This window comes from Streptomyces sp. NPDC004629, assembly GCF_042873595.1.
In the GTDB taxonomy this organism is placed as follows: Bacteria; Actinomycetota; Actinomycetes; order Streptomycetales; family Streptomycetaceae; genus Streptomyces.
Map to the genome: position 1 here is coordinate 17,506 of NZ_JBIALO010000033.1, position 23,877 is coordinate 41,382.

The window sequence follows — 23,877 nt, forward strand, 5'->3', positions numbered from 1 at the left end:
TTTCATTTAGGTGCATACACACAGACGTACGGGGCCCGCATCATGAACACCACCCCCACGGTGTACGACGTCGCCGAACGGTCCGGGGTGTCGATCGCCACGGTCTCGCGCGTCTACCGCACCCCCGGCTCGGTGCGGGCGAGCACCCGGGAACGGGTGCTCGCCGTGGCCCGCGAACTGGGTTACGTGCCCAGCGGCAGCGCCCGCGGACTCGCCAGCCGCTCCACCGGCGTCCTCGGCCTGTGTTTCCCGGACTACGCGGATCCCGACGCCGCCCCGACGGACGCGGATGACGACGACGCCACGACCCTCTACTCCGACCAGATCATCCGCGGCATGGAGCGGGCGGCGCGACGGCACGGCTACGCCCTGCTGATCGCCGCCTCCCTCCAGGGCGGCCCGGAGAGCCTGGTCGCGAAGGTGGCCGGGCGGGTGGACGGGTTCGCCGTGACGGCCCGCACGGTGCCGACGGAGGAACTGGAGGTCATCTCCCGCCGCCGGCCGGTGGTGATGCTGGCGGGGCCGCGCGAGGGCGGTGACTCCCTGGACCACCTCGACCACATAGAGGTGGCCAACGAGGAGGGCCAGTGGGAGCTGACCCGGCATCTCATCGAGGACCACGGACTGCGGCGCCTGGCCTATGTGGGCACCGCGGAGCAGTCCCCGGACGTCGAGGCCCGCTTCCGCGGGTTCCGGCGGGCCTGCCGCGAGGCGGGTCTCGCCGTGGCCGCCGAGCCGGCGCTGCGCGTCGGCATGATGACCCGCGCGGAGGGCGCGCGCGCCGCCGACGCGCTGTGCGACCGCGCCGGCGAGCGCCCCGAGGCGTTCGTCTTCGCCAACGACCAGATGGCCGTCGGCGCCCTGCACGCCCTCGAACGCCGGGGCCTGGCGGTGCCCGGCGACGCGGTGGTGACCGGCTTCGACGGCATTCCGCTCAGCCGCCTGGTGCGTCCCTCGCTCACCACGGTGCGCCAGCCCACGGTCCGCATGGGCGAGGAGGCCGTCGAACTCCTGGTGCGGCGGCTGACCGGGGCGCAGTCCGGGGACCCGGTCTCGCTGATGCTTCCCGTCACGGTGGCCCGCCGCGAGAGCTGCGGCTGCGGCCCCCGGCCGGGAACACCGGCCCGGTGACACCGGAGGGACACCCGCCGGACAGCGAGGGCGGGCATGCGCGGGTGTGCCGGCCGGCCGCCATCCGCCGTCCGGTGAGGGTCTGACAGGGCCTGGGGAAGGCCGGTGGGTGTCCGCCGTCCGGCGAGGGGCTGACAGGGCCTGGGGAAGGCCGGTGGGTATCCGCCGTCCGGCGAGGGGCTGACACCGCCCGGTCAAGGCCGGCAGCCGCCGTCCGGTGAGGGGCTGACAGGGCTCGGGCAAGGCCGGCAGTCGCCGTCCGGTGAGGGCCCGGTGCCGTCCGGGTGAGGACCGGGTGACACCCGTCCCGCGGCGCATGGACGTCATCCCCGGCCCGTGACCGGGACTTCGTCAGGGCGTCGTCACCTCAGGTGCCGGGCGAAGAAGGCGTCCGTCGCCGCGCGCAGGCGTCGGCGTTCCTCGGCCTCGCCGGGGTGCGCGAAGTGGCCGGCGTCGAGGAGGTGCAGGGTGTGCGGTCCGGCGAGTGCGTTGTGCACCGCGAACTGGCCCGGCGGCGGGACCGCCGGATCGAACAGGGCGCACGCGGCCAGCACCGGAAGGCGCAGCCGGGTCGCCGCCGTGGCCGCGTCGTAGTACGCGAGGACGTCCACGACCTCCGGGTGCTCGCGCGCGTACTCGCGCACCGACTCGCCGCTGCCGGTGCTGGGCAGGGCGAGCCGCAGCGGATGGTTGCCGAACGTCGGCACCGTGAGCAGCGCGGCGGCGAACCGTTCGTCCCAGGGCAGTGCCAGGGCGCCGAGGCCGCCCCCGAGGCTCTCGCCGAGATAGCCGAGGCCCCGCCCGTCGAGTTCCGGTACGAGTTCCAGCAGCGCGGTCGCCGCGCACCACAGGTCGGCGACGCAGTCGCCCAGCACATACGTGTCCCGTGAGCCGATGCCATGCAGTACGTGCTCGGCGGAGCGCGCGGGGACATCCGCCCGGAGGCTGCGGGTCGGCATCCCGGTCACGCAGGGCAGGATCGCGGCCGAACCGGGCAGGGGCAGCGGCAGGGCGGCGCCGGCCGTATCGCGTCCGCCGTAGCCGTGCCCGATGACGAAACCGTGGCGGGCGGGCCGGCCGTCGGCGGGCAGGGCCAGCCAGCCGCCCAAGCGGCCACCGGTGGATGCGTAGGTCACCTCGTGGACCCGCACTCCGTCGCGTTCCTCGACGAAGGCGCCCACGCGGGCCCGCGGGTCGATCCGCCGCGCGGTCGCCCGGCGGGAGCGCCAGAAGTCGTCGAAGCCGGCCGGGGCGGGCGGCGCGGGCACCGCCGACAGGGTGTCCGGCGTGTGACCGTGGGCGGGGTCGAAGGGCAGGTCGTGGGTGAAGCGCGGCATGCGGCGACTGTAGCCAGGGGGCCGGCCCGCGGCGCGGGGCGGTCCGGCTCCCGGTGGCGCGGGACACATGTCGGTCGCGGGGAACCGGAGGACATACGTCACAGACGCTTTCGCCATGCATTCGACCGATTTAGGTTGCTGTCCCGTCGGGCCGGTTCTCCGGCCGGGCCGTGCGAAGGCGGTGCGTGGAGATCACCGAGGGATGTCCCAGCCGTTACGGGAGTGTGACTAAGACTCTCTTGCCAGCCGGGGAGCGTCTGCAACACAGTGATGTATGCGCTTACAGGCAGCGCATACATTTCATCGAAGCTCAAGGAGGAGCCGTCCATGAAGCGTGCCGCCGCAACCGGTTCGATCGCCCTCACCGTGGTGTCCGCGCTCACCCTCGCCGCATGTGGCGGTTCGGGCGGTTCGGGCGTGGCCGCCGACGCCGAGCAGACCCTGACCGTGTGGGCCATGGGCACCGAGGGCGAGAAGCTCGGCGATGTCGCCAAGGAGTACGAGAAGGCACACACCAACGTCACGGTGAAGGTGACCCCGGTCGGCTGGGACGTGGCCCACCAGAAGCTGGTCGCTGCCGCCGCCGCGGGCAAGCTCCCCGACGTGATGCAGATGGGCGGCAGCTACCTCGGTGAGTTCGCCGACATGGGCGCGCTGGAACCGGTCGACACCAAGACCTTCCGCAAGGACGACTTCTTCCCCGCCGCCTGGGAGCAGGGCTCCTACGACGGCAAGACCTATGGCGTTCCGTGGTACGTCGACACCCGCGTCCTCTTCTACCGCACCGACCTCGCCGCCAAGGCCGGCCTCAAGACCGCCCCCGCCACCATGGCCGACCTGCAGAAGGCCGCCGCGGCCTACCAGTCCAAGGCCGGCACCAAGTGGGGCCTGTCCATCCAGCCGGGCGGCCTGGACACCGTGCAGAGCTTCTACCCGTTCCTCTACTCCGCCGGCGGATCCGTCGTCGACGAGGACGGCAAGGCGGCCGTGAACTCCGCCGAGGCCGTCAAGGCCCTGGAGAACTACGGCAGTTACTTCGCCAAGGGGCTGAGTGAGAAGTCGGTGCGGCCCGGCTACGACGTGACGAAGGACTTCAACTCCGGAGCCGTGCCGATGTTCTTCGGCGGCCCCTGGATCATGAGCCTGCTCGATGAGAACTACCCCGCCATCAAGGGCAAGTGGGCGGTCGCCGCCGTCCCCGCCGACCAGGCGTCCGTCTCCATGGCGGGCGGCTCCAGCCTGGCGATCTCAGCGGACAGCGACCACAAGGCCGCCGCCCAGGAGTTCGTCCGGTACCTCACCGAAGCGAAGGGCCAGGCCGACTGGTTCGAGCGGACCAAGGACCTGCCGGCCAACACCGCGGCCTGGACGTCGGGCACCCTCGCCGACGACCCCGACCTCAAGGTGTGGCGCACCCAGATGGAGTCGGCCAGAACCACCCCGGCCCAGCCCAGGCTGACCGAGATCACCTCCAAGCTCGACTCCGCCATCGAATCGGTCACCCAGGGCAAGTCCACCGCGAAGGCCGCGCTGGACAAGGCCCAGTCGGAGATCGAAGGGCTCGTGAAGTAACGCCATGTCCCTCACGACAGGACCAGCCGGCGAAAGCACGGCCGCGCAGCAAGGGCGCGGTGCCGCGGGAGCCCGGCCGCCGCGTGCGGCCCGGCCGGGCCGTCGCTCCCTGAGCAGGCACAATCTGCACGGATGGCTGTTCTCCACGCCGTTCCTCGCGCTGTTCGGCGTGTTCATGCTCTTCCCGATCGTCGCGACGCTCGTGATGAGCTTCACCGACTTCGGGGCCCGCAACGTCACCCGGCCGCTGGAGGCGGAGTTCGTCGGCATCGACAACTACACCCGGCTCTTCCAGGACGACACCTTCCGCACCGCCCTGTTCAACACCGGCTACTTCGTGGTCGTCGGAGTACCGCTGACCATCGTGTCCGGCCTGCTCGTCGCGATCCTGCTGAACAACGGCATCGACCGGGCCCGCACCTTCTTCCGGGTCGGCTTCTACGCTCCGGTGGTCACCACCATCGTCGCGGTCGCCGTCGTCTGGCGCTTCGTGCTCGACCCCTCCGACGGCCTTGTCGCCGCGATCGCCTCCCAACTGGGCGTCACCGCACCGGACTTCCTCGGCTCCGAGACCTGGGCCATGCCGTCGCTGATCGCCATGGCCGTATGGCGCAACCTCGGTACCGTCATGGTGCTGTTCATCGCCGGACTCCAGGCGATCCCCGCCGAGGTGCGCGAGGCCGCCCGGCTCGACGGGGCGGGCGCCTTTCAGGAACTGCGCCGCATCACCGTCCCGTTGCTGCGGCCCACCGTGCTGTACGCCACCGTCATCACCACGATCGGCTACCTCAACGTGTTCGAGGAACCCTTCGTGATGACCCAGGGCGGTCCGTCCGATGCGACCCTCACGGTCTCCCTCGACATGTACCGGCAGGGCTTCAACTTCTTCCACATGGGCTACGCGAGCGCCATGGCGTACGTCCTGTTCGTCGTGATCATGGGCATCACGGTGCTTCAGCTCCGACTCCTGAAGGACAACACCCGATGACCGCACCGACGGCAACCGCGCCCGGCCGCCGCCGGCGCCCGGGCCGCACCCGCACCCCGCTGCTGTACGCGATCGCCTCCGCGGGCCTGCTGGTGATGGCCGCGCCCTTCCTGTGGATGGCCCTGTCCGCGTTCAAGACGAAGAAGGACCTCACGGCCAGCCCGCCGGTGTGGCTGCCGACCGAGTGGACGCTGAGCAACTTCGGGGACCTGCTCGACCAGCTCGACATGCCACGGTACTTCATGAACTCGCTGATCGTGGCCGTCCTGGTGACCGTCTGCAATCTGCTGTTCTGCTCGATGCTCGGCTATGCGCTGGCGAAGCTGGACTTCACCGGCCGTTCCAAGGTGTTCGGGGTCGTGCTCGCCGCGCTCATGGTGCCGGGCAACCTGATGATCCTGCCGCTGTACGTCCTGATGAACGGCATGGGGCTCATCGACACCTACGCCGGACTCGTGCTGCCGTTCGCGGCGAGCGCGTTCGGGGTGTTCCTGATGCGGCAGTTCATGCAGTCGGTCCCGGACGAGCTGCTCGAAGCGGCGCGGATCGACGGCGCCGGCGAGTGGTACATCTTCTGGCGCATCGTGCTGCCCCTGGTCAAACCCGCCCTGGCCACCCTGACGATCTTTACCTTCCTCGGTTCCTGGAACAACTTCATCTGGCCGCTGATCGCCACCAACGACCCGGGCAAGTACACGCTGCCCGTGGCGCTCGCCACCTTCGCCAACGATCCCAACCGCACGGTGGGCGGCGGCAACGGCATGCTGATGGCCGGGTCCCTGCTGGTCGTCCTGCCCGTGCTGGTCGTCTTCGCCGTCCTGCAACGGCACTTCACCCAGGGAATCGCCACCGCAGGCCTGAAGTAGCCAGGCCCTCCCGCAGTCTGCGCCCGCCCCGCCCGGCACCGGCCGTACCACGGGGCGATGCCGCAGCCACCCCCACCCACCAGAAAGACAGAAACGGACGATGACGCACACCTCGACCCGCTTCCCCGACGGCTTCCTGTGGGGCGCCTCTACCGCGGCCCACCAGATCGAGGGGAACAACGTCAACAGCGACTGGTGGCGCAAGGAGCACAACCCTGCGGCGCGGATCGCCGAGCCCAGCCTGGACGCCTGCGACAGCTACCACCGCTGGCAGCAGGACATGGATCTGCTCGCCGAACTCGGCTTCACCGACTACCGCTTCAGCATCGAATGGGCCCGCATCGAGCCCGTGCGCGGCAGGTTCTCGCACGCCGAGATCGCCCACTACCGCCGCATGGTCGAGGGCGCCGTGGCCCGCGGTCTGCGCCCCATGGTGACCCTGCACCACTTCACCGTCCCGCAGTGGTTCGAGGACTTCGGCGGCTGGACGGCCGAGGGGGCCGTCGAGTTGTTCGCCCGGTACGTCGAGGGGTGCGCGCCGATCATCGCGGACGGCGTCCGCCATGTGTGCACCATCAACGAACCGAACATGATCGCCGTGATGGCGGGCGCGGCCAAGGCCGGTGACCAGGGCTTCCCGGCCGCGGGCCTGCCCACGCCCGACGAGGAGACCACCCACGCGGTGATCGCCGCCCACCGCGCGGCCGTCAAGGCGGTCCGCTCCGTCAACCCGGACATCCAGGTCGGCTGGACCATCGCCAACCAGGTCTACCAGGCCCTGCCCGGCGCCGAGGAGGTCACTGCCGCCTACCGGAACCCCCGCGAGGACGTCTTCATCGAGGCCGCCCGCGACGACGACTGGATCGGTGTGCAGTCCTACACCCGCACCAGGATCGGCGCCGACGGTCCGATCCCCGCGCCGGACGACGCCGAGCGCACGCTGACCCGGTGGGAGTACTACCCGGCCGCCGTCGGCCACGCCCTGCGCCACACGGCCGAGGTGATCGGCCCCGACGTGCCGCTGATCGTCACCGAGAACGGCATCGCCACCGCCGACGACACCCGCCGCGTCGACTACTACACCGGCGCACTCCACGAGGTCGCCGCCGCGCTGGAGGACGGCCTCGACGTCCGCGGCTACCTCGCCTGGAGCGCCCTCGACAACTACGAATGGGGCTCCTTCCAGGCCACCTTCGGCCTGATCGCGGTGGACCCGGTGACCTTCGAGCGGACCGCCAAGCCGTCCGCCGTATGGCTCGGCGGTCTCGGCCGCACCCGCGAACTGCCGCGCGCCGCGGCCTGACCGCACCCCCAGGACCCGGGAGCCGACGGCCACCTGACACCCGTCGGCTCCCGCTCGCTCGCCCCTTGTCCGTGGGCCGGGCCGCCGGATGTCCGTCGTCGGACACGCACGGCCGCACGCCGCAGCCGTCGACGCGCGCCGGACCGGATGCGGTGGCGCGCGTCGGAGAGCGGGCGCGGGGCACCGGGGCGTCGTCCGGGCGCCGGCGCACCGGCCGTGCGGGGCGGACCGAGTCACCGGCCCGTCCCGCACGGCCCCGGTCGCATCAGTCCTTGCCGGTGCCGGCGCCCTCGGCGGTCTCGGGCACGAGGAGGATCGCCGCGCGGCTGGTGTGCGCGACGGCGTCGCTGACCCGGGGGTTGAACAGGGCTTCGAGCGAACCGCGGTGGTGCGGGCTGAGCACCAGGAGGTCCGCCTGGAACTCCTCGGCGGTGGCGGCGATGGTGGCGGCGATCTGGGTGGTCAGTCCCTCGGCGAGGGCGCCCTCGGCGTCGACGTCCGCGTCGCGCAGGGCGCGGACGGCCTCGTCCAGGACGGCGTTGGCCTCCGTGTCGTCCTCCAGGGGGACGACCGCCGCGAGCGTGGCCGTGGACGGGGCGACGTGCAGGACCTTGACCTTGGCACCGGTCAGCCGGGCCATGTCACCGGCGAGCCGGACGACGGCGTGCCGGGCGGGGCTGGAGTCGACGGCGACAAGGATGCGGTGGAACATGGATCTCTCTTTTCCTCTTCCGACCACCTGATGGCGTGATCGATCATGCGCCTCAACAACGGGACGGCCCGGAAGTGTTCCGCCCGGCCGGGAGGTTTCCCCGATCTTGGCCCGGGATTCACCTCGTCCGGAATCCCCCCGCGGGCCCCTCGATCAGCAGTCTCGCCGCCTGGGTGCGATCCGCCGAGGGGCCCGTCTCCAGCAGTACCTCGCCCGGCTCCACGACCGGCTCCTGGTGCCGGTCCAGCGAGGCCAGGGTGTCGGCGTCCACGGTGAAGACGGCCTCCGCGCTCGCACCCGGGGGCAGGTCGAGCGGGACGAAGCCGCGCAGTTCCCGGGTGCGCGGCCACGACGTGCCGCCCGACACCCGGCGCACATACAGCTGGACCGTCTCACGCACCGCACGGGGGCCGGTGTTGCGGACGGTGACCCGGCAGCTGAGCTTCGGGTCGTCCGCGCTCACGCGGTCGCGGGACAGCCGGGGCGGGCCGTGCACGAGCGTGGTGTACGACAGGCCGTGGCCGAACGGATGGGCGGCGCTCGCCGGCTGGTCGACGTATCCGCGGTAGCCGTGGTCCTTGCCGTTGTAGAACACGGGCAGGTGTGCCGCCGAGCGCGGGACGGAGACCGGGAGGCGGCCCCGCGGCTCGGCACGGCCGAACAGCACGTCGGCCACGGCCCGCCCGCCCCACGGCCCCGGATACCAGGCGCTGAGCACGGCCGTCGCCGTACCCGGGTGCGCCGGCAGGGCGTGCGGACGGCCCTGGACGAGCAGCACGATGGTCGGCACACCGGTCGCCGCCACCGCCTCCCACAGTGCCGACTGCCCCTCGGGAAGCGACAGATCGGCCAGGTCGACGCCCTCCCCGCAGGTCATCCCGGACGGCGGCCCCGCGGTCACGAGCGCCGCCCCGTTGGAGTCGAACACGGTGTCCCCGGAGCGCGCGCTCGATCCGCCGAGGACCAGTACGGCGACATCGCAGGAGGCCGCAAGCCGGGCCGCCCCGGGCACCCCGGAGACATCCCCGCCCACCAGGTCGCAGCCCCGGGCATGCACCACCTCGGCGTCGCAGGCCGCCGCGCGGATGCCGTCCAGGACGGTGATGCCGACGCCGGGACGCTGCGGTGCCGTGTAGTCGCCGATCTGCTGGGCGACGGAGTCGGCGTTCGGCCCCAGCACCGCGATCCGGGACACCGCCGGGGACAGCGGCAGCACATCGCCCTCATGTGTCAGCAGCGTGATCGAGGCGCGGGCCACCCGTTCGCTCAGCTCGACCGGATCGGGACCGCCCGGGTCCGGGTGCACAGCAGGGGTGCGCGGGCGGTCGAAGAGACCCAGGCGGAACTTCAGGGTCAACACCCGGGCCACGGCGGCGTCCAGCGCCCGCTCGTCGACAAGGCCCCGCTCGACCGCCTCCCCGAGCCGGGGAAAACACGCGTCCCACAGGCTCAGGTCGCAGCCCGCGTCGAGGGCCAGCGCGCCCGCCGCCACCGGATCGCCGGTGAGCCGGACCAGCCGGTCCACCGCGCCGCCGTCCGCCATCACGATGCCGTCAAAACCCCACCGCCCCCGCAGCAGCCCCGACAACAGGCCGCGGTTGGCGACACACGGCAGGCCGTCGAACTCGTTGTACGCCGCCATCACACCGGCCGCCCCGGCCCGTACGCCCGCCCGCGCCGCCGCGAGATGGATCTCGTGCAGTTCGCGGACGCCGAGTTCGGTGGCGGCGCTGTTGCGCCCGCCGACGGTGGCGCCCTGGCCCGCGAAGTGCTTCAGGACGACGGCTACCCCGGCCCGGTCCGCGCCCTCGACCAGCGCCTCGGTCAGCCGCGCCGCCAGATACGGGTCCTCCCCGAAGCACTCCTCGGCCCGCCCCCAGCGGGGGTCGCGGAGCATGTCCAGCGCCGACACCAGGGCCACATGCCCGCCGCGGGCCCGCAGTTCGGCGGCGGCGGCCTCGCTGGCCTCGGCGTACAGCTGTGGGTCCCAGGTCGCGCCGACCGCCAGGTTCACCGGCAGGACCGTGCCGTCCAGGGCCTGGTGACCGTGCGGCATCTCCTCCACCAGCAGGACCGGAATGCCCAGCCTGCTGTGCTCGACCACATACCGCTGCACCATGTCGCAGACCCGGGCGCCGTCCGCCGCCTCGATGCCCGAGCGGAAGCCGACCCCGGACCAGGCGTCGGCCCGCTGCAGCCCGTACAGCGCGCCCATCCCGCCGAAGGCGGCGACCTCCGCCTCGAACGCCTCGGTCAGCCGGTGCCCGCCGTCCGCGCGCTCGTAGGCGTGCCAGCCGTACATGCGCTGGTTGACCTGCCCGACCTTCTCCGTCAGCGTCATCCGGGACAGCAGGTCATGCACCCGTTCCGGCACCGGCGCCGCGGGATCCCGGTAGCGCGCGCCCGGACCCACGACGCCCGGCCCGGCCGCGCCCGTCTCTGCCGCGTTCACCGCAGCTCCAGGACCGCGACGCCGTACGGCTCCAGCGTGACCTCGGTGACCGGCGCGCCCGAGGCCGGCACATGCAGCGTGCCGTCGCTGACCGGAGTCACCCGCAGCGTCGTGGGGCACTGGCTCACCAGCCAGACGAAGCGCCGGCCGTCCGCGTGCACCAGCAGGTCCGCCGCGACGCGCGGATCGTCCACCGTCACCGGCCGGCGCACCCCGGCGACCTCCGCGAGCGCGGCGTACAACCGGTGCGTCCGATCCGGGTTGGCGCCCGGGGTGCGGGCGGCCATGTGCTCCAGCGGGTAGGTGGCGAGCACGGTACGGCCCGCGCCGGTCTCGCTCACCAGCAGCGCCGGACGGCCCCGCCCGTCGACCGCGACCACCCGGCCCTCCTTGGGGACCACCGGCAGATAGGCGCGGCTGTCCGCGTTGCCTGCGACCGGGAAGCGCAGCACCTCACCCGCGCGCAGAGAGCCGAAGTCCTCGGTGAACGTCATCTCCAGCACGTCGTCCTCGATCGGCTCGGCGACGCCGTAGGACAACTGCAGCTCCACCCCGAACAGGCCGTCCAGGTCGTCGAACCAGGGGCCGCGGGTGGCGGGGTGCTCGCCCGAGCAGAACGACAGATAGACGGTGGCGCCCGCCTCGGCCCTGCGCCACAGTTCCCGGCGGGTGCGGGAGGTGAGCTGGCGGGTGGCCGGCAGCAGATACAGGGCGGCCTCGCCGGGCAGCCCGTCGACCTCCCGGGTCAGGGCCACCGGCAGGTCGGCGGCCCGCGCGCTGACGTAACCCTGGTGCAGGGACGTGAAGATGAGCGGCCGGTCGGCGGGCCTGCTGTAGGGGTATCCGCGCTCCAGGAACGCCGGCACCACCAGCGCGGCGTCGGCGTCCGCCCGGGCGCAGCGGGCGAAGTCTACGCTGCGCAGCACCTCGGCGAAGGCGGCGAGTTCGCGCAGCGGCTCCTTCGGCGCGCCCGTGCCGTCGGTGATCCCGAAGTGCATCTCGAAGGGGTGGTGGTCGTACGGGGACCGGTCCCACAGGTCGTCGTAGTCGGTGTTGTTCCAGGCGATCCAGCCGGTGGCGCCGCCGAGCAGCGAGTTGTGCAGGGTCTGGCGGTAGTAGATCCCGGCGTTGCGCGCCGAGACGGTGTCGGTGGACAGTCCGAACTCCTCCAGCACGACGGGCTGTCCCGTGACGGAGGCGAGTTCGCACTCGAAGGCGGCCCGGTAGTGCTGCCGGGTCCGGTCGGTGTCGGAGCGGTAGACGTGCGGGCCGACGAAGTCGACGTACTCGGCGGTCTCGCGCAGCGAGAAGCCGTTGTCGTGGCCGGTCACCTCGATGCCCCAGGCCCCGTCCCCGAGCGACACCGGCTGGGTGCCGCCCGCGGCGCGCACCGCGTTGCACATCGCCTGGGCCCACGCCGTGACCACGTCGGAGGACGGCGGGTCCACCTGGTAGATGCGGCCGTATCCGGGCATCTCGTTGGTGATCAGCCAGCCGGTGACCGCCGGATGGTCCTTGAAGCGGCGGGTCATCTGCGACACGAACCAGGCCTGGCGGCCCACCATCCACACGTCCTCGTACAGGTCCCGGCCGCCGCGCCAGGCCGGGTCCCAGTTCTCGCCGGACATGTGGCCGACGATGAACGTGGGCACCGTGCCCATGCCGGTCTCCTGGTGCGCGTCCAGGAAGTCCCGGAAGTGCGCGCACAGCGACTCGTCGATCCGGTGCGGCTCGGGGTGGAAGTCGGGCCAGTAGAAGAAGGACCGGGTCATCGTCAGACCGTTCTCGCGCAGGACCCGTAGTTCCTCGCGGACGGTCTTCGGGTCGTAGTCCCGCCACATCAGGGGGCCGCCGGTACGCGACCAGAAGTTGGCGCCGAGCCAGGGCAGCACGGCGGGGTGGTGGGAGAGCTGGGCGCTGTGGCGTCGCATGGTCCTTCTCGGGTCGGTGCGGGTGCGGGGGGTGAGGGACTTTCGGGGGCGAACAGAAAACACCGGAAAAACACAGGAAAACATAGGAAAAATACAGAAAAGAGGGCATAAGGGAACGGCAGGGGCTAGGGCAGATCCGGGGCCGGTCCGGTGGACTCGCGGACCACCAGGCGCGGCCTGTCGCCCAGCGGCAGCTCCACGACCTCCTCGCCGCACAGGGCGAGCAGCAGCCGGGCCGCGGCGGCGCCGACGCGCTGCACCTGCTGGTCGACGGTGGTGAGCCGGGGGTGCAGCCAGCGGCCGAGCGGCAGATTGTCGTAGCCGACCACGGACAGGTCCCGCGGCACGCCGAACCCGGCGCGCTGCGCGGTGCCGATGCCGCACACGGCCATGGAGTCGTTCGCGTACACGATCGCCGTGGGACGGCCCTCGGCGTCCAGCAGTGCCTCGGTCGCGCCGACCGCCGACCGCTCGGTGAAGTCGGTGTGCAGCACGGCGAACGGCCGCAGTCTGGCCGCCTTCAGGGCCGTCTCGAACGACTGCCGGCGCAGCCGGGTGTGCTGCAGTTCCGCCGGGCCCGCCACATAGGCGATCCGGCGATGGCCGAGGCCGACCAGGTGCTCCACCACCTCCCGGACCCCGGCGCCCTGCTGTCCGAGGCCGACACGCGGTACGCCGGTGGATCCGTCCGGCGCGCCGAGCAGCACCGCGGGCAGCCCGAGCCGGGCCAGCAGGGCGGGCCGGGAGTCGTCGGCGCGTGCGTCGGTCAGCACGGCGCCGTCCACCCGCCCCTCGGCGGCGAACCGTTCGTACAGGGCGTTCTCCTCGCGCGGATCGGTGACCAGATGCAGCACCAGGCCGTAGCCGCGCGGCGCCAGTTCGCCCTCTATGCCGGTGATCAGCTCGCTGAAGTGCGGGTCGGCACCCAGGACGTCGGTGGGCCGCCGCACGACCAGCGCGAGCGCACGGGTGCGGGCGCTGCGCAGGGCCGCCGCGGGCACACTGGGGGACCAGCCGAGTTCCACGGCCGCCTCCAGGATGCGCCGCCGGGTGGCCTGCGACAGCCGCCCCTTGTCGTTGAACGCCTGCGAGACCGCGGCGGTCGACACCCCGGCCGCCGCGGCCACCGCCTTGATGGTGGGCCGCCGGCCCGCCTTGCGCGCCGCCTCCTCGCTCACAGCTTGACCGCCCCGTTGACCAGGGCCTGCTGCATCCGCTTCTGGAGGACCGTGTACACCACCCACACCGGGACGAGGGTGAGGACGGTGCCCGCGGTCAGCACGCCGTAGTCCGTGCCGGTGATCGACTTCAGGGTGGGCAGGGCGACTTGAACGGTACGCTGCGCCGGGTCAGGGCCGATGATGACCAGCGAGTACAGATACTCGTTCCAGAACGTCAGGAAGTTCAGCAGCAGCACGGTCGCGATGCCGGGCAGGCACATCGGCGTGTACACGTGCCGCAGCACCGCGTAGGTCGACGCCCCGTCGATCCGGGCGGCCTCCTCCATCTCCCGCGGGATGGTCCGCATGAACTGCACGAGGATCACCACGGAGAGCGGCATCGCGGTGGCCGGCAGGAACAGCACCATGAAGGTGCGGGTGTGGAAGAGTCCGGTCGCCGCCGCCAGCAGGAAGGTGGGGAACAGGGCGGCGAAGGTGGGGATGAGGAATCCGAGCGAGAACACCTTCTCGATCACCGAGGCCCACCGGCTTGTCGACCGGGCCAGCGCGAAGGCGGCGGGCACGGCGAGCAGCAGGGTCAGCGCCAGCGAAAGGACCGTCACCAGGGCCGAGTTGACGACGGCGAGCCCGAGGTCGGCGCTGCTGAACGCCGTGCTGAAGTTCCCGAAGGAGAACGACGAGGGCAGCGCGAAGGGGCGGCCGAAGATCTCGTCGTTGGTCTTGAACGCGGACACGACGAAGTAGTACAGCGGCACGACGAGCAGCACCGCGTACGTCCACACCAGCACATGGGCCGGGAGCCAGCGTTTGCCGAGCTTCATGGTGGCTGCTCCGATCAGTAGGTCTGCCGGAAGGCGCGGCGGATGCCGAGCAGCCCGACGAGTCCGGCGAGGAAGAGGATGACGCCGACGGTCTGGCTGTAGCCGAGGTCGGCGGCGATGAACGCCTTCTGGTAGACGAGGAACGACAGGGTGGTCGAGGAGGTGCCGGGGCCGCCCTGTGTCAGCAGCAGCACGTGCTGGGCGGAGCCGAACAGCGTCCACAGGAACTGAAGCATCGTCACCACGCCGACGTAGTCCCGGATCACCGGGAAGTGGACCGCCCACATGGTCCGCCAGTGCCCGGCCCCGTCCAGCTGCGCCGCCTCACCCAGCTCGTCCGGCACGCTGTTCAGCCGCGCCGCGAACAGCACCGCCGTGAACCCGATCCCGCCCCAGACGTCCAGCGCGATCAGACAGGCCAGCGCCGTCGAGGGGGACGCCAGCCAGGCATCGGTGACCGAGCCGAGCCCCACCCCCTTGAGGACGCCGTTGAGCAGCCCGTCCGGCGACAGCGCGGCGTAGAACACCATCGCCTTCGCGGGTGTCGAGATCAGCCCCGGGACGAACAGCAGATACCGGATGATCCGGTGGCCCGGCGGGCGCTGCGCCACGTAGTAGCCGAGCATGTACGCGCAGGCGATCATCACGGGCAGGGCGACGGCCAGTTGGACCGCGGTGTTGCGCGTCGCGTCCCAGAACACCGGGTCGGCAAGGACCGTGCGCACGTTGCCGAGACCCGCGAACGACACCGGTTGCAGCATGCCCGGCCAGTGCAGGGCAGCGATCACGAAGATGGCGAGCATCGGCCCGACCATGAACACCAGGTACCAGGCCAGGGCCGGCACGGCGAGGACGGTGCCGCCCTGCCGCGGGCCGCCGCGGCCCGTGCGGGGGGAGGGCGGGGCGGTGCGGCGGGCCGCGGCGGTGCCCGGTGGTGACGTCAGCGTCGTCATGCGAGGACTCCCGTGGACGGGGGCTTGGGGAACGGGGGAGCGGGCCGGCGGCTCATGCGGACCGGTACGCGGCTTCGAGCAGGGCGCGGACCTCGGCCGCGCCGGTGCCCCGCGTGAAGGCGGTGCTGGTGGCGGTGATCAGCGGCTGGGTGGCGGCGGGCGGCACATACACGTCGGGCAGCAGGACCTGGCCGACGTCCCCGCCGAGCCGCTGGGCCGCGGCGACCAGCGGGAAGCCGGTGCTGACGGTGTCCGTGCGCACGGCCATGTCCCGGCCGCTCTCCGTGACGAACCGGGAGACGGTGTCCGGGCGGTACATGAAGCGCAGGAACTTCTCGACGTGCCCGATCTTGCGCACGCCGTTCGGACTGATCCAGAACCCGATGAGGGTGAAGGCCCGGATGACGGTCGGCCTCTCGTGCGCGGCACCGGGGCCCAGCGGCCAGCCGCCCACCTCGGTGTGCCGGGCCACCTCCTCGGGCACCTTCGCCAGCGCCGACGACATCGCCGACTGGATCGCCGCGGCCTCGGTGTTGAACTGCGTCGTCATCGAGTCGGAGGTCAGACCCTGTGCCTTGTCCGCGAACACGCCGGCGTCGCGCAGCGCCACGAAGTAGTCGATGCCCTCGCGCACCGCACGGCCGCCGAAGTCCCCGGTCGAGTAGACGTGCCGGGCCTCGTCCTCGGTGAGGTACGTCTGGATGATCTGCGCGAGCAGCTTCTGCCCGGTCCAGTCGTTGCCGCCGACGGTGACGGGGACGATGCCCTTGGCGCGCAGCTTGCGGGCGGCGGCGATGAGCTGGTCGCCCGTGGTGGGTACGGCATCGACGCCGGCCCGGTCCAGCAGCGCCCGGTTGTAGGCGACCGGCCAGTTGGTGGCGAAGTACGGGAAGGCCCGCACCCGCCCGCGGGCATCGGTCCACGCCGCCAGCGCGGCGGGCAGCACCCGCTCGCGCAGCCCCCACTCATCGAGGTACGGGCGGACATCGACCGTGGCGTCCACGTCCGTCCAGGCCAGCGTCTTGTCGTAGAGGTTGACCATGACGACGTCGGCTTCCTTGCGGGCCAGGCGCGAGGTCTCGTAGACCTGGCCCAGGTCGTCGCCGTTGATCAGGTTCTTCACCTTCAGGCCCGGGTTCTCCTTGCGGAACCGGTCCAGCGCGGAGAGATAGGTGGGGGAGCCCGGAGCCGTCGTACCCAGCTGGGTGTGGACGACCAGGGTGTCCGGATCGGAGTCCGCCGCGGCCAGCGACGAGCAGCCGGCGAGGGCGGGCAGGGCGGCCGCGGCGAGGCCGGAGCCGGCGGCGAGAAGGCCGCGCCGAGTCAGCAAGGAGCGCACAGCGGGATGTCTCCAACCAGACGGTTAATGATTGGTTAATCGATGTACCTCGGGAGGTGCGAGGACATTAGGAGGCCCGCCGCCCCAGGTCAACCCCTTGACACGCGGAATGTCGCGGGTCGCGGAGCCCGCGGTGGCCACCGCGGACGCCGGCCCGCGCGTTGCGCCGTGCGGATGCCCGTGTGCCGACGTACCGTCACGGGCCGCCCTACGATGGCGGCATGGCTCTCGCCCTGTTCGCCGGTGTCCCGGTCAACGATCATGCGGCGGCGCTGGATTGGTACGAGCGGCTGTTCGGCACCCCGCCGACGTTCGCGGCGAGCGACACCGAGTCGGTGTGGCAGCTCGCCGAGCACCGGTTCGTGTACGTCGAGCAGCAACCCGGGCGCGCGGGTCACGCCCTGCACACCGTCCTGGTGGACGATTTCGACGCCCGGATCGCCGCGATCGCCGCACGCGGACTGCGGCCCGTGCAGCGGACGACCTACCCGAACGGGATGCGCAAGGCCGTTTACCGGGATCCGGACGGAAACGAGATCTCGATCGGCGGCGCTCCGCCGCAGTGAACCGGCGTCGCCGTGGCCGACGACCCGCGGCGGGGCCCGCGCGGCGGCACGGACCTCGGCGGGTGCGTCGACCGGACGGCCACCGAACTGCGCGGGGCCGGCTTCGCGCAGGGCACCGGCAGTGTGCACATCGAGGGGACGCCGACGCTCGACACCGTGAAGGCGCGCCGCGTCGCCGGCATCGAACTGTCGGCGCTCAGCGGCGCCGCACACCTGGTCGCGCTTGAGGCCGAGAGCATCGGACAGCGCCGTGCACCGCAGAGCGCACACCGCATGGCCGCGCCGGCTCGACGAGGACTCGCCCCGAACGGCGGACGAGCGCACCGGCCCGTTTGCCGCTCGCCGCGTCCGTGCGGCGATGTGTCCGGGCCCGCGAGCCGCCGAGGGTCAGCTACCGTGCCGCCGCACCAGGAGGTCGGCGACCACCGGCCGGTGGTCCGACGCCTCGGTCGCGACCTCGTGCGCGCCGGTCACGGTGACCCCGGGCGAGACGGTCACCAGGTCGATGCGGGAGACCGGGTCGATCGCCGGGTACGTCCTGCCGCCGTTCGGGGCCGCGTCCGCCAGCGGCCCCCACAGCTTCGCCAACTCGGGTGCGCCGGCCTCGGCGTTGAAGTCACCGACGAGGACCTTCGGCCCCGAGTCCGCGGCGAGGATGCCGAGCATGTCGTCCACCTGGGCCCGCCGGACCGAGGGGTCCGTGCGGTAGTCCAGGTGGGTCGAGTAGAAGTGCACGAGGGTGCCGCGGGCCCGGACCGTCACCTCGGCGAAGCCGGGCGCGGGGGCGGGCACGGGATCGGGGGCCTGGGTGGACAGCCGGGTGATCTCGTGGTTCTCGGCGGCGGCCACCGGAAGGCGGCTGAGCACCGCCACCCCGTACTGCCGCCGCTCGGCGTGCTCCGGGGCGGGCGGCAGGTCGTAGATCGGAGCGAAGAAGACCCGCATGTCCAGCCGTTCGGCGAGTTCCCTCGCCTCGTCGGCGAAGCCGCTGCGGGCACCCCAGTGCACGTCGACCTCCTGGAGGCCGATCACGTCGGCGTGCAGGTCGCGGATCGCCGCCGCGGTGCGGTCGAGGTCGAAGACCTCGTCCTGCCCGGCTCCGGCGTGGATGTTGTACGTGGCCACGCGCAGCGGCACGGCAGCCGCGGCCGGCCGGTCCGCCGATGCCGCGCCGGGCGATGCCGCGCCGAGCGTGGCCGCGGCGCCGAGCAGGGCGGCGAGCAGGGCGCGACGGGTGGACCGTCGGGTGCTGCGATTCACACAAACCTCCGGATCTGAGTGCGGTGGGCCCGCGGCGAACGAGGTGCGCGCTGTCCGGGGCGAGCGGGGGCGAGTATGCCCCGGGACACGGCCGGCCGTGGCGCAGGCCGGCGTTCTGGGTGCGGATCGCCCTCGCGGGGTGGGGGAGCCCGTGGCGATCAGTCACCGTAGGCAGCGGCCGTGAACCCCGCGCTCCCGCCCGATGACGGTTCGCGGACAACTGGGTTCCGCGGTCCTCGCCCACCGCGACGGCCGCCGCTCAGTGCACCGCCGTGGGCTTGCTCAACCCGGCCGCCGGATCGAGGCCCGGAGGGCACGGCGCTGAGACGGCGCGCTGAAGGGGCGCGGGGAACCGCGCGCTCAGCGCGGGCGTGCGGGTCGTAGGGGTGCGGGGCGGGGCGGCGCCGGGGCGGCGGGCGGGTGCCCGGCCGCCGCCGCGCGGTCCTGGTCATGACCTTGTTCATGGGGTCCCCGTTCGGCGGCGGGCCCGCACCCGACGGACACGAAGGGGAACGCGGTGCCGGGCCGCGGCGACGCTTCGAGGCTCAGCCCCTCGCGGCGCAGGGGCACTCGGCCGACGAGGTCGCCCCGCCCGGGTTCCGTCGCCTGGGCGGCGCAGCACCCGCGGGTCTGCGGCTGCTGGTCCGCCGACCGGGGGGTGAGGCGTCACGGGGTGAGGACGACCTTTCCGGCGACGGTGCCGGACTCGGCCAGCCGCATGGCCTCGGCGACCCGGGCGAGCGGCAGTTCGGCCGCGATCTGCGGGGTGATGTCGCCGCGTCGCAGGGCGGCGAAGACCTCGGTCAGGTCGGCGCGCAGCCGGGCCCGGAACCGGTCCTTGGCCAGCGCCCGCCCGGCCCAGACGTTGAAGAAGCAGGCGCGGCGGCGGTTGGGCAGGGCGTTCCACAGCCACACCCGGCCGAGCAGCTTGAGCACCGGCAACTGCTGGGACCCCGCGTCGTCACGGGTGGCGGCGGTGCCGTAGGAGACGAGCGTGCCGCCGGGCGCGAGCAGCCGCCAGGAGCCGACGATGCCGGGGCCGCCGACGTGGTCGAAGACGGCGTCCACCCCGCCGGGGGCCAGCACGCGGACCTGCGCGGCGACGTTCCCGGAGCGGTAGTCGACGGGTGTGACGCCGCGTGCCCGCAGGGCGTCGTGGTGGCGTGCGGACGCCGTGCCGATCACCCGCACGCCCGCGGCCTGGGCGAGTTGCACCAGGACCGTGCCGACGCCGCCGTTGGCGCCGTGCACCAGCACGGTCTCCCCGGCGCGGACGCGGGCCTTGCGGTGCAGCATCTGCCAGGCGGTGATCCCGTTGACCACCAGTGTCTCGGCCTCCGCCGCACCGACGCCGTCGGGCACCGGCACCACGTCCGCGGCGTCGACGAGCACATGGCTCGCCCAGCCGCCCACCTTGACCAGCGCGGCCACCCGGGTGCCGGCCAGCCCCCGCCCGACCCCCTCGCCGGCCGCCTCCACGGTGCCGACCAGGTCGTAGCCGGGCACGAAGGGGAACGGGGGCTGGTCGTAGTACCGGCCACGGCGCATCTGCTGCTCGGCGAAGGAGACCCCGGTCGCCTCCATCCGGAGCAGCACCTGGCCCGCGCCGGGTGCCGGGACCGCGCCGTGCCGGATCCGCAGCTCCTCCGGCTCCACCTTGCCCGGCAGGACGACCTCTGTGAGCTGTTCGCCGTTCATGACGACCTCCGTCGCTTGAGTAAGTTGCTTTCGTGTTCGTTAGAGGTTCTAACGCAACGGCCCGAGGGGCGTCAACCGGGTCCGTGATAGCTTCTAACTGAATCTTCGGTATGTAGCTCTACGGCGTGGAGGGGTGGCAGATCATGGCGGAAACGGGCACGAAGACCCCGCGCGAGCGCTATCGCGCCCAGGTGCGCGGGGAGATCAAGGAGCGGGCGTGGGAGCAGATCGCCGCCGCGGGCGCGTCCGCTCTCTCACTCAACGCGATCGCCAAGCGGATGGGGATGAGCGGCCCGGCGCTCTACCGCTACTTCGCCGGCCGTGACGAGCTGATCACCGAACTGATCAGGGACGCGTACCGCAGCCTGGCCGACACCTTCGGCGGGGTCGCGCGGTCCGCATCCGGCGCCGACCCGGCGGCGCTGGCGCACACCCTGCGCGACTGGGCCCTGGCCGACCCCCAGCGGTACTTCCTCATCTACGGCACCCCCGTGCCGGGCTACCACGCGCCCGACGACATCACCGCGATCGCGTCCGAGATCATGACGTTCCTGCTCGACGCCTGCGCCGAACTGCCCTCGGAGGACCGGGCGAGCCCGTTCGACCGCCACATCGAAGAACACCGCCGGTGGGCGGACGGCCACCCCGCCCCGCCTGCGGCCCTGCACCGGGCCCTGTCCTTCTGGACCCGGCTGCACGGCCTGCTGTCCCTCGAACTGGCCGGGCACTTCACCGGCATGCGCTTCGACCCCGCGCAGCTGTACGCCGCCGAACTGGACGATCTGCTGGCACGCTGACTCCGCCAGAGCCCCGGCGGCACCCGTCCGGCATCGCTACGGCTTGCGGGCCACCGCCCCGTACAGGGCGATGTCGCGGTCGTCGGCGACCGGGTCGCGCGCCGCGTCCGGACGCCGTCGGTGCACCTGCAATGGGCCGGGCGCCGCCAGGTCGAGGCCGTCGAAGAACGGCAGGTTGGGCGAGGTGGGGATGCCGGTGCGGATGTCGAGGCGGCTCAGCTCCAGCATGCCGGGAGGGTCGCTGCCGCGTATGTCAGAGGGTCTTTCGCAGGTCGGTGAGCAGCGCCTCGGTCCGGCGGGCCGAGGCGGCCTGCGCACCGAGGCGGTCCAGGGCCTCACGGTGCGCGACGACGTCCTCGCGCCTGTCGAGGCTGGCGGAGCCGGTCAGACCGAAGCGCCAGACGATGTCCGGCAGTTCCCGGGCCCGGAACCGGAAGAGATGAAACGCGCCGGCGTGCATCGCGGGATGCGGTCCGTTCTGGAACGGCATGATCTGCACGGTCACATGCGGCAGCCGGTTCACCTCGATCAGGCGGTCGACCTGGGCGCGCATGACGGCCGGTCCGCCCACCGGCCAGCGCAAGACCGTCTCGTCCATGATCACCCACAGCCGCGGGGGTGCCTCGCGGGTCAGGATCTCCTGGCGGCGCAGACACATCACGACCCTCCGCTCGGTCGCCTCCTCCGGGGCGTGCGGGGTGTCGGAACGGGCGAGTGCCCGCGCATAGTCGGCGGTCTGGAACAGCGGATGGACGAACTGCGCCTCATAGCCGCGGATCTGCTGCGCCGCCTGCTCCAGGCTCAGATACGAGGGCAGCCACTCCGGAAGGACATCCCGGAACTCGTGCCACCAGCCGTGCACGTTGGCCCGGCGCACCGAACTCAGGAATTCGTCGATTTCCTGCTGGTCCGTCACACCGTAGGTGCGCAGCAGTTTCTCGGTCTCCGCGAGACGGAGCCTCGCCACCTTCGCCGCCTCCATGCGGCGGATCGTCGAATGGCTCACCCCGATCGCGGCGCCGGCCTCCTCGAAGCTCAGACCGGCCCGGCAGCGCAACTCCTCCAGTTGCTTTCCGAGGATCATCCGCAGTACGGAGGGCGCTCCGCCCCAGTCGGTTGCCGAGGTCATGCGATTCCCCTCAGGGACATACTCCAAGCAGTGCGATCAATCCTTACTCCAGTAAAGCACGCCCTGTCATTTTGAAATGTGCAGATTGCTGGTTGCACAAATGATCCTCCGGTGCGACGCTGGTTGGGAAAGACATGACCGCAGACGGCCGGGCCCGGCGAGACACCTCGTCGGTCGCGCGTCGACAACCGACGCGACACGGACCTGCCCGACCACGGCGCAGCCAGGCGAAGGGCGTACCGCAATGGCCTTGCTCCCTCTCCCGCATCCGGCCATGGGGTGTGCGGCTCAAGGGCCGGCCCCCCGTTCCGAGGAGTTCGGTCTGCCGGCCGGGGCGGCCTGTGTCGCGCAGGCCCGCTGTCTCGTCGGCACCCTGCTGGCCGGGTGGGGCCTCGCCGACGAGCCGGCCGACGACGCGATCCTGGTCCTGTCGGAACTCGTCACCAATGCGATCGCCCACTCCGGCGGCAGCCGGATCACCTGCCGGGTGCATGTGCGCGGCGAGCGGGTGCGGATCGAGGTGGAGGACGAGCGGCGCGCCGCGAGCGTCCCCGCGGTGCGTGAGCCGGACGAGGACGACCAGGGCGGGCGCGGCCTGCTGCTGGTGAGCAGGCTCAGCGACGCCTGGGGCGTGGGCGAGGCGGCCGACGGCAAGGGCCGTGTCGTCTGGGCGGACCTGGAATGCGGCGCAGAGGAGGCTCAGGACTGAGCGCGGCGCCGCAGGCGGGGAACGGGGAAGAGAAGAGCGCGGTGCACGGGCAGGGGTCGCTGTTGCCGTGGCCGGATCAGGTGCCCGTGTCCCCGTGGAAACGCCGGATGCGCGGGCCGTGGCTGCCGCGGGCGGCTCGGGCTGCGGTGAGGGGCCGGCACACGGGTGTGTCGCCGAGGTCGTGCTCCTGTTGGGCGTGCGAAGTCCGGTGGCCCGGCGCGGGCCGCGGCCCGGACCAGGTGTGCGCGGCAGGCTGTCGGTGCGGCGCCGGCCGGATCAGGTGTCCGCGGTGCTCCGCGAAGGGCCGGATGCCCAGGGGGTCGTGCTCCCGTCGGGCGTGCGGGGCTCGGCTGTTCACACGTCACGTTCGGTGCTGTCGTACCCGGGTGGCGAACCGTAGTGCCACCTCGCGCCAGGTCCGGGCGGTGGCCGGATCCCGCTCGGCGGCCACCCGGTGCAGCTCCGCCCGGTCCATGCCGTGGCGCCGCAGCCGTTCCTCGGACCACCGCCGTATCCGCTCCGGACCGGCCTCCGGGTGGAACTGCACGCCCCATGCCGCCTCGCCCACACGGAACGCCTGATACGGGCAGCGCTCGCTGCCGGCCAGCCAGTGCGCCCCGGCCGGCAGCGCCACGATCGCGGCCACATGGTTCTCCAGCGCGCTCGGATGCTCGGGCAGCCCCTGGAACAGCGGGTCCCGCCCCGCCTCCGGCCGCATCGTCAGCACCGTGCTGCCGAACTCGGGCGCACCGTGCTCCCCGGCCACCCGCCCGCCCGCCACCTGCGCGAGCATCTGGCCGCCGAGGCAGATCCCGAAGACGGGCACCCCGTCCGCGAGCGCCTGCCGCATCAGCTCGCGGGTCGCCGCCAGCCACGGTGCCCGCTCGTCGTCGTCCGGGAGACACCCGCCGCCCAGCACCAGCAGCGCCGAGTGCGCCAGCCTGCGCGGCACCGGCGCACCGGCGTCCGCGCGCACCGTCTCGACCTCGACCCCGCCCTGAGACAGCCACCGCCCCCAGCGCCCGGGCCCCGAGTCCGCACTGCTGCGCACCGCCAGCACCGTGGCCGTCCTGCCCATGACCGCCGCCCCTCTCCGGCCGCCGCCGGTCCCCTCGATCGCCCGGATCCGCCC

The 23,877-nt window shown here is 72.5% G+C and carries 21 protein-coding genes; 8 read left to right on the forward strand and 13 right to left on the reverse strand.

All coding sequences use genetic code 11. The annotated features are described in order from the left end of the window. Positions 1-42: 42 nt before the first annotated feature. Complete coding sequence (locus tag ACFYTE_RS35010; protein ID WP_388719335.1) at positions 43-1,131, forward strand: LacI family DNA-binding transcriptional regulator; 1,089 nt, start codon at positions 43-45, stop codon at positions 1,129-1,131. A gap of 362 nt (positions 1,132-1,493) precedes the next feature. Here the strand turns inward: ACFYTE_RS35010 and ACFYTE_RS35015 are convergent, their stop codons facing one another. Continuing rightward, complete coding sequence (locus ACFYTE_RS35015) at positions 1,494-2,468, reverse strand: acetylxylan esterase (protein WP_388719337.1); 975 nt, start codon at positions 2,466-2,468, stop codon at positions 1,494-1,496. A gap of 327 nt (positions 2,469-2,795) precedes the next feature. Here ACFYTE_RS35015 and ACFYTE_RS35020 point away from each other — a divergent pair, with 327 nt between their 5' ends. From ACFYTE_RS35020 to ACFYTE_RS35035, 4 genes are all read left to right on the forward strand, one after another. Next, positions 2,796-4,040: a sugar ABC transporter substrate-binding protein gene (locus ACFYTE_RS35020; protein ID WP_388719339.1), complete on the forward strand. Its 1,245-nt coding sequence runs from the start codon at positions 2,796-2,798 to the stop codon at positions 4,038-4,040. A 4-nt stretch (positions 4,041-4,044) separates the two neighbouring features. Further along, positions 4,045-5,028: a carbohydrate ABC transporter permease gene (locus ACFYTE_RS35025; protein WP_388719341.1), complete on the forward strand. Its 984-nt coding sequence runs from the start codon at positions 4,045-4,047 to the stop codon at positions 5,026-5,028. Beyond that, positions 5,025-5,894 carry a carbohydrate ABC transporter permease gene (locus ACFYTE_RS35030; protein WP_388719343.1) on the forward strand — a complete coding sequence of 290 codons (870 nt, stop codon included), beginning with the start codon at positions 5,025-5,027 and terminating at the stop codon, positions 5,892-5,894. Before ACFYTE_RS35025 ends, ACFYTE_RS35030 begins: the two co-directional genes overlap by 4 nt. Before the next feature lie 100 nt (positions 5,895-5,994). Further along, complete coding sequence (locus ACFYTE_RS35035; protein ID WP_388719345.1) at positions 5,995-7,197, forward strand: glycoside hydrolase family 1 protein; 1,203 nt, start codon at positions 5,995-5,997, stop codon at positions 7,195-7,197. 265 nt (positions 7,198-7,462) lie between these two features. Here the strand turns inward: ACFYTE_RS35035 and ACFYTE_RS35040 are convergent, their stop codons facing one another. From ACFYTE_RS35040 to ACFYTE_RS35070, 7 genes are all read right to left on the reverse strand, one after another. Continuing rightward, positions 7,463-7,909 (reverse strand): universal stress protein, encoded by a 447-nt coding sequence (locus tag ACFYTE_RS35040; RefSeq protein ID WP_388719347.1) that lies wholly within the window; start codon positions 7,907-7,909, stop codon positions 7,463-7,465. A 118-nt stretch (positions 7,910-8,027) separates the two neighbouring features. Beyond that, complete coding sequence (locus ACFYTE_RS35045) at positions 8,028-10,361, reverse strand: glycoside hydrolase family 3 N-terminal domain-containing protein (protein ID WP_388719349.1); 2,334 nt, start codon at positions 10,359-10,361, stop codon at positions 8,028-8,030. After that, a complete protein-coding gene (locus ACFYTE_RS35050; protein WP_388719351.1) occupies positions 10,358-12,292 on the reverse strand; it encodes a cellulase family glycosylhydrolase in 1,935 nt (644 codons plus the stop codon). Before ACFYTE_RS35050 ends, ACFYTE_RS35045 begins: the two co-directional genes overlap by 4 nt. Before the next feature lie 125 nt (positions 12,293-12,417). After that, positions 12,418-13,470: a LacI family DNA-binding transcriptional regulator gene (locus ACFYTE_RS35055; RefSeq protein ID WP_388719353.1), complete on the reverse strand. Its 1,053-nt coding sequence runs from the start codon at positions 13,468-13,470 to the stop codon at positions 12,418-12,420. Beyond that, complete coding sequence (locus ACFYTE_RS35060) at positions 13,467-14,294, reverse strand: carbohydrate ABC transporter permease (RefSeq protein ID WP_388719355.1); 828 nt, start codon at positions 14,292-14,294, stop codon at positions 13,467-13,469. The genes ACFYTE_RS35055 and ACFYTE_RS35060 overlap by 4 nt, the downstream gene beginning before the upstream one ends. A gap of 14 nt (positions 14,295-14,308) precedes the next feature. Next, positions 14,309-15,247: a carbohydrate ABC transporter permease gene (locus ACFYTE_RS35065; protein WP_388719357.1), complete on the reverse strand. Its 939-nt coding sequence runs from the start codon at positions 15,245-15,247 to the stop codon at positions 14,309-14,311. 52 nt (positions 15,248-15,299) lie between these two features. After that, on the reverse strand, positions 15,300-16,586 hold the full coding sequence (locus tag ACFYTE_RS35070) for an ABC transporter substrate-binding protein (RefSeq protein WP_388719359.1): 1,287 nt from the start codon (positions 16,584-16,586) through the stop codon (positions 15,300-15,302). 221 nt (positions 16,587-16,807) lie between these two features. On the opposite strand from ACFYTE_RS35070, the gene ACFYTE_RS35075 reads away from it, so the two are divergent. After that, positions 16,808-17,152: a VOC family protein gene (locus ACFYTE_RS35075; protein WP_388719361.1), complete on the forward strand. Its 345-nt coding sequence runs from the start codon at positions 16,808-16,810 to the stop codon at positions 17,150-17,152. Positions 17,153-17,539: 387 nt separating this feature from the next. Here the strand turns inward: ACFYTE_RS35075 and ACFYTE_RS35080 are convergent, their stop codons facing one another. Together ACFYTE_RS35080 and ACFYTE_RS35085 are read right to left on the reverse strand one after the other, a co-directional pair. Continuing rightward, entirely contained in the window at positions 17,540-18,412 is an 873-nt protein-coding gene (locus ACFYTE_RS35080; protein ID WP_388719363.1) for an endonuclease/exonuclease/phosphatase family protein, read from the reverse strand. A gap of 666 nt (positions 18,413-19,078) precedes the next feature. Then, on the reverse strand, positions 19,079-20,110 hold the full coding sequence (locus ACFYTE_RS35085; RefSeq protein WP_388719365.1) for a medium chain dehydrogenase/reductase family protein: 1,032 nt from the start codon (positions 20,108-20,110) through the stop codon (positions 19,079-19,081). A 143-nt stretch (positions 20,111-20,253) separates the two neighbouring features. Between ACFYTE_RS35085 and ACFYTE_RS35090 the strand changes: the two genes are divergently transcribed. Further along, positions 20,254-20,907 (forward strand): TetR/AcrR family transcriptional regulator, encoded by a 654-nt coding sequence (locus ACFYTE_RS35090; RefSeq protein WP_388719367.1) that lies wholly within the window; start codon positions 20,254-20,256, stop codon positions 20,905-20,907. Positions 20,908-20,943: 36 nt separating this feature from the next. Here ACFYTE_RS35090 and ACFYTE_RS35095 read toward each other — a convergent pair whose 3' ends face one another. Next, a complete protein-coding gene (locus ACFYTE_RS35095; protein WP_388719369.1) occupies positions 20,944-21,135 on the reverse strand; it encodes an SAM-dependent methyltransferase in 192 nt (63 codons plus the stop codon). 25 nt (positions 21,136-21,160) lie between these two features. Continuing rightward, positions 21,161-22,036, reverse strand: a complete 876-nt coding sequence (locus ACFYTE_RS35100) for a helix-turn-helix domain-containing protein (RefSeq protein ID WP_388719371.1) — start codon at positions 22,034-22,036, stop codon at positions 21,161-21,163. Positions 22,037-22,280: 244 nt separating this feature from the next. On the opposite strand from ACFYTE_RS35100, the gene ACFYTE_RS35105 reads away from it, so the two are divergent. Continuing rightward, a complete protein-coding gene (locus tag ACFYTE_RS35105; RefSeq protein ID WP_388719372.1) occupies positions 22,281-22,745 on the forward strand; it encodes an ATP-binding protein in 465 nt (154 codons plus the stop codon). A 361-nt stretch (positions 22,746-23,106) separates the two neighbouring features. On the opposite strand, the gene ACFYTE_RS35110 is transcribed toward ACFYTE_RS35105, so the two are convergent. Then, a complete protein-coding gene (locus ACFYTE_RS35110; protein ID WP_388719373.1) occupies positions 23,107-23,823 on the reverse strand; it encodes a type 1 glutamine amidotransferase in 717 nt (238 codons plus the stop codon). Positions 23,824-23,877: the final 54 nt, after the last annotated feature.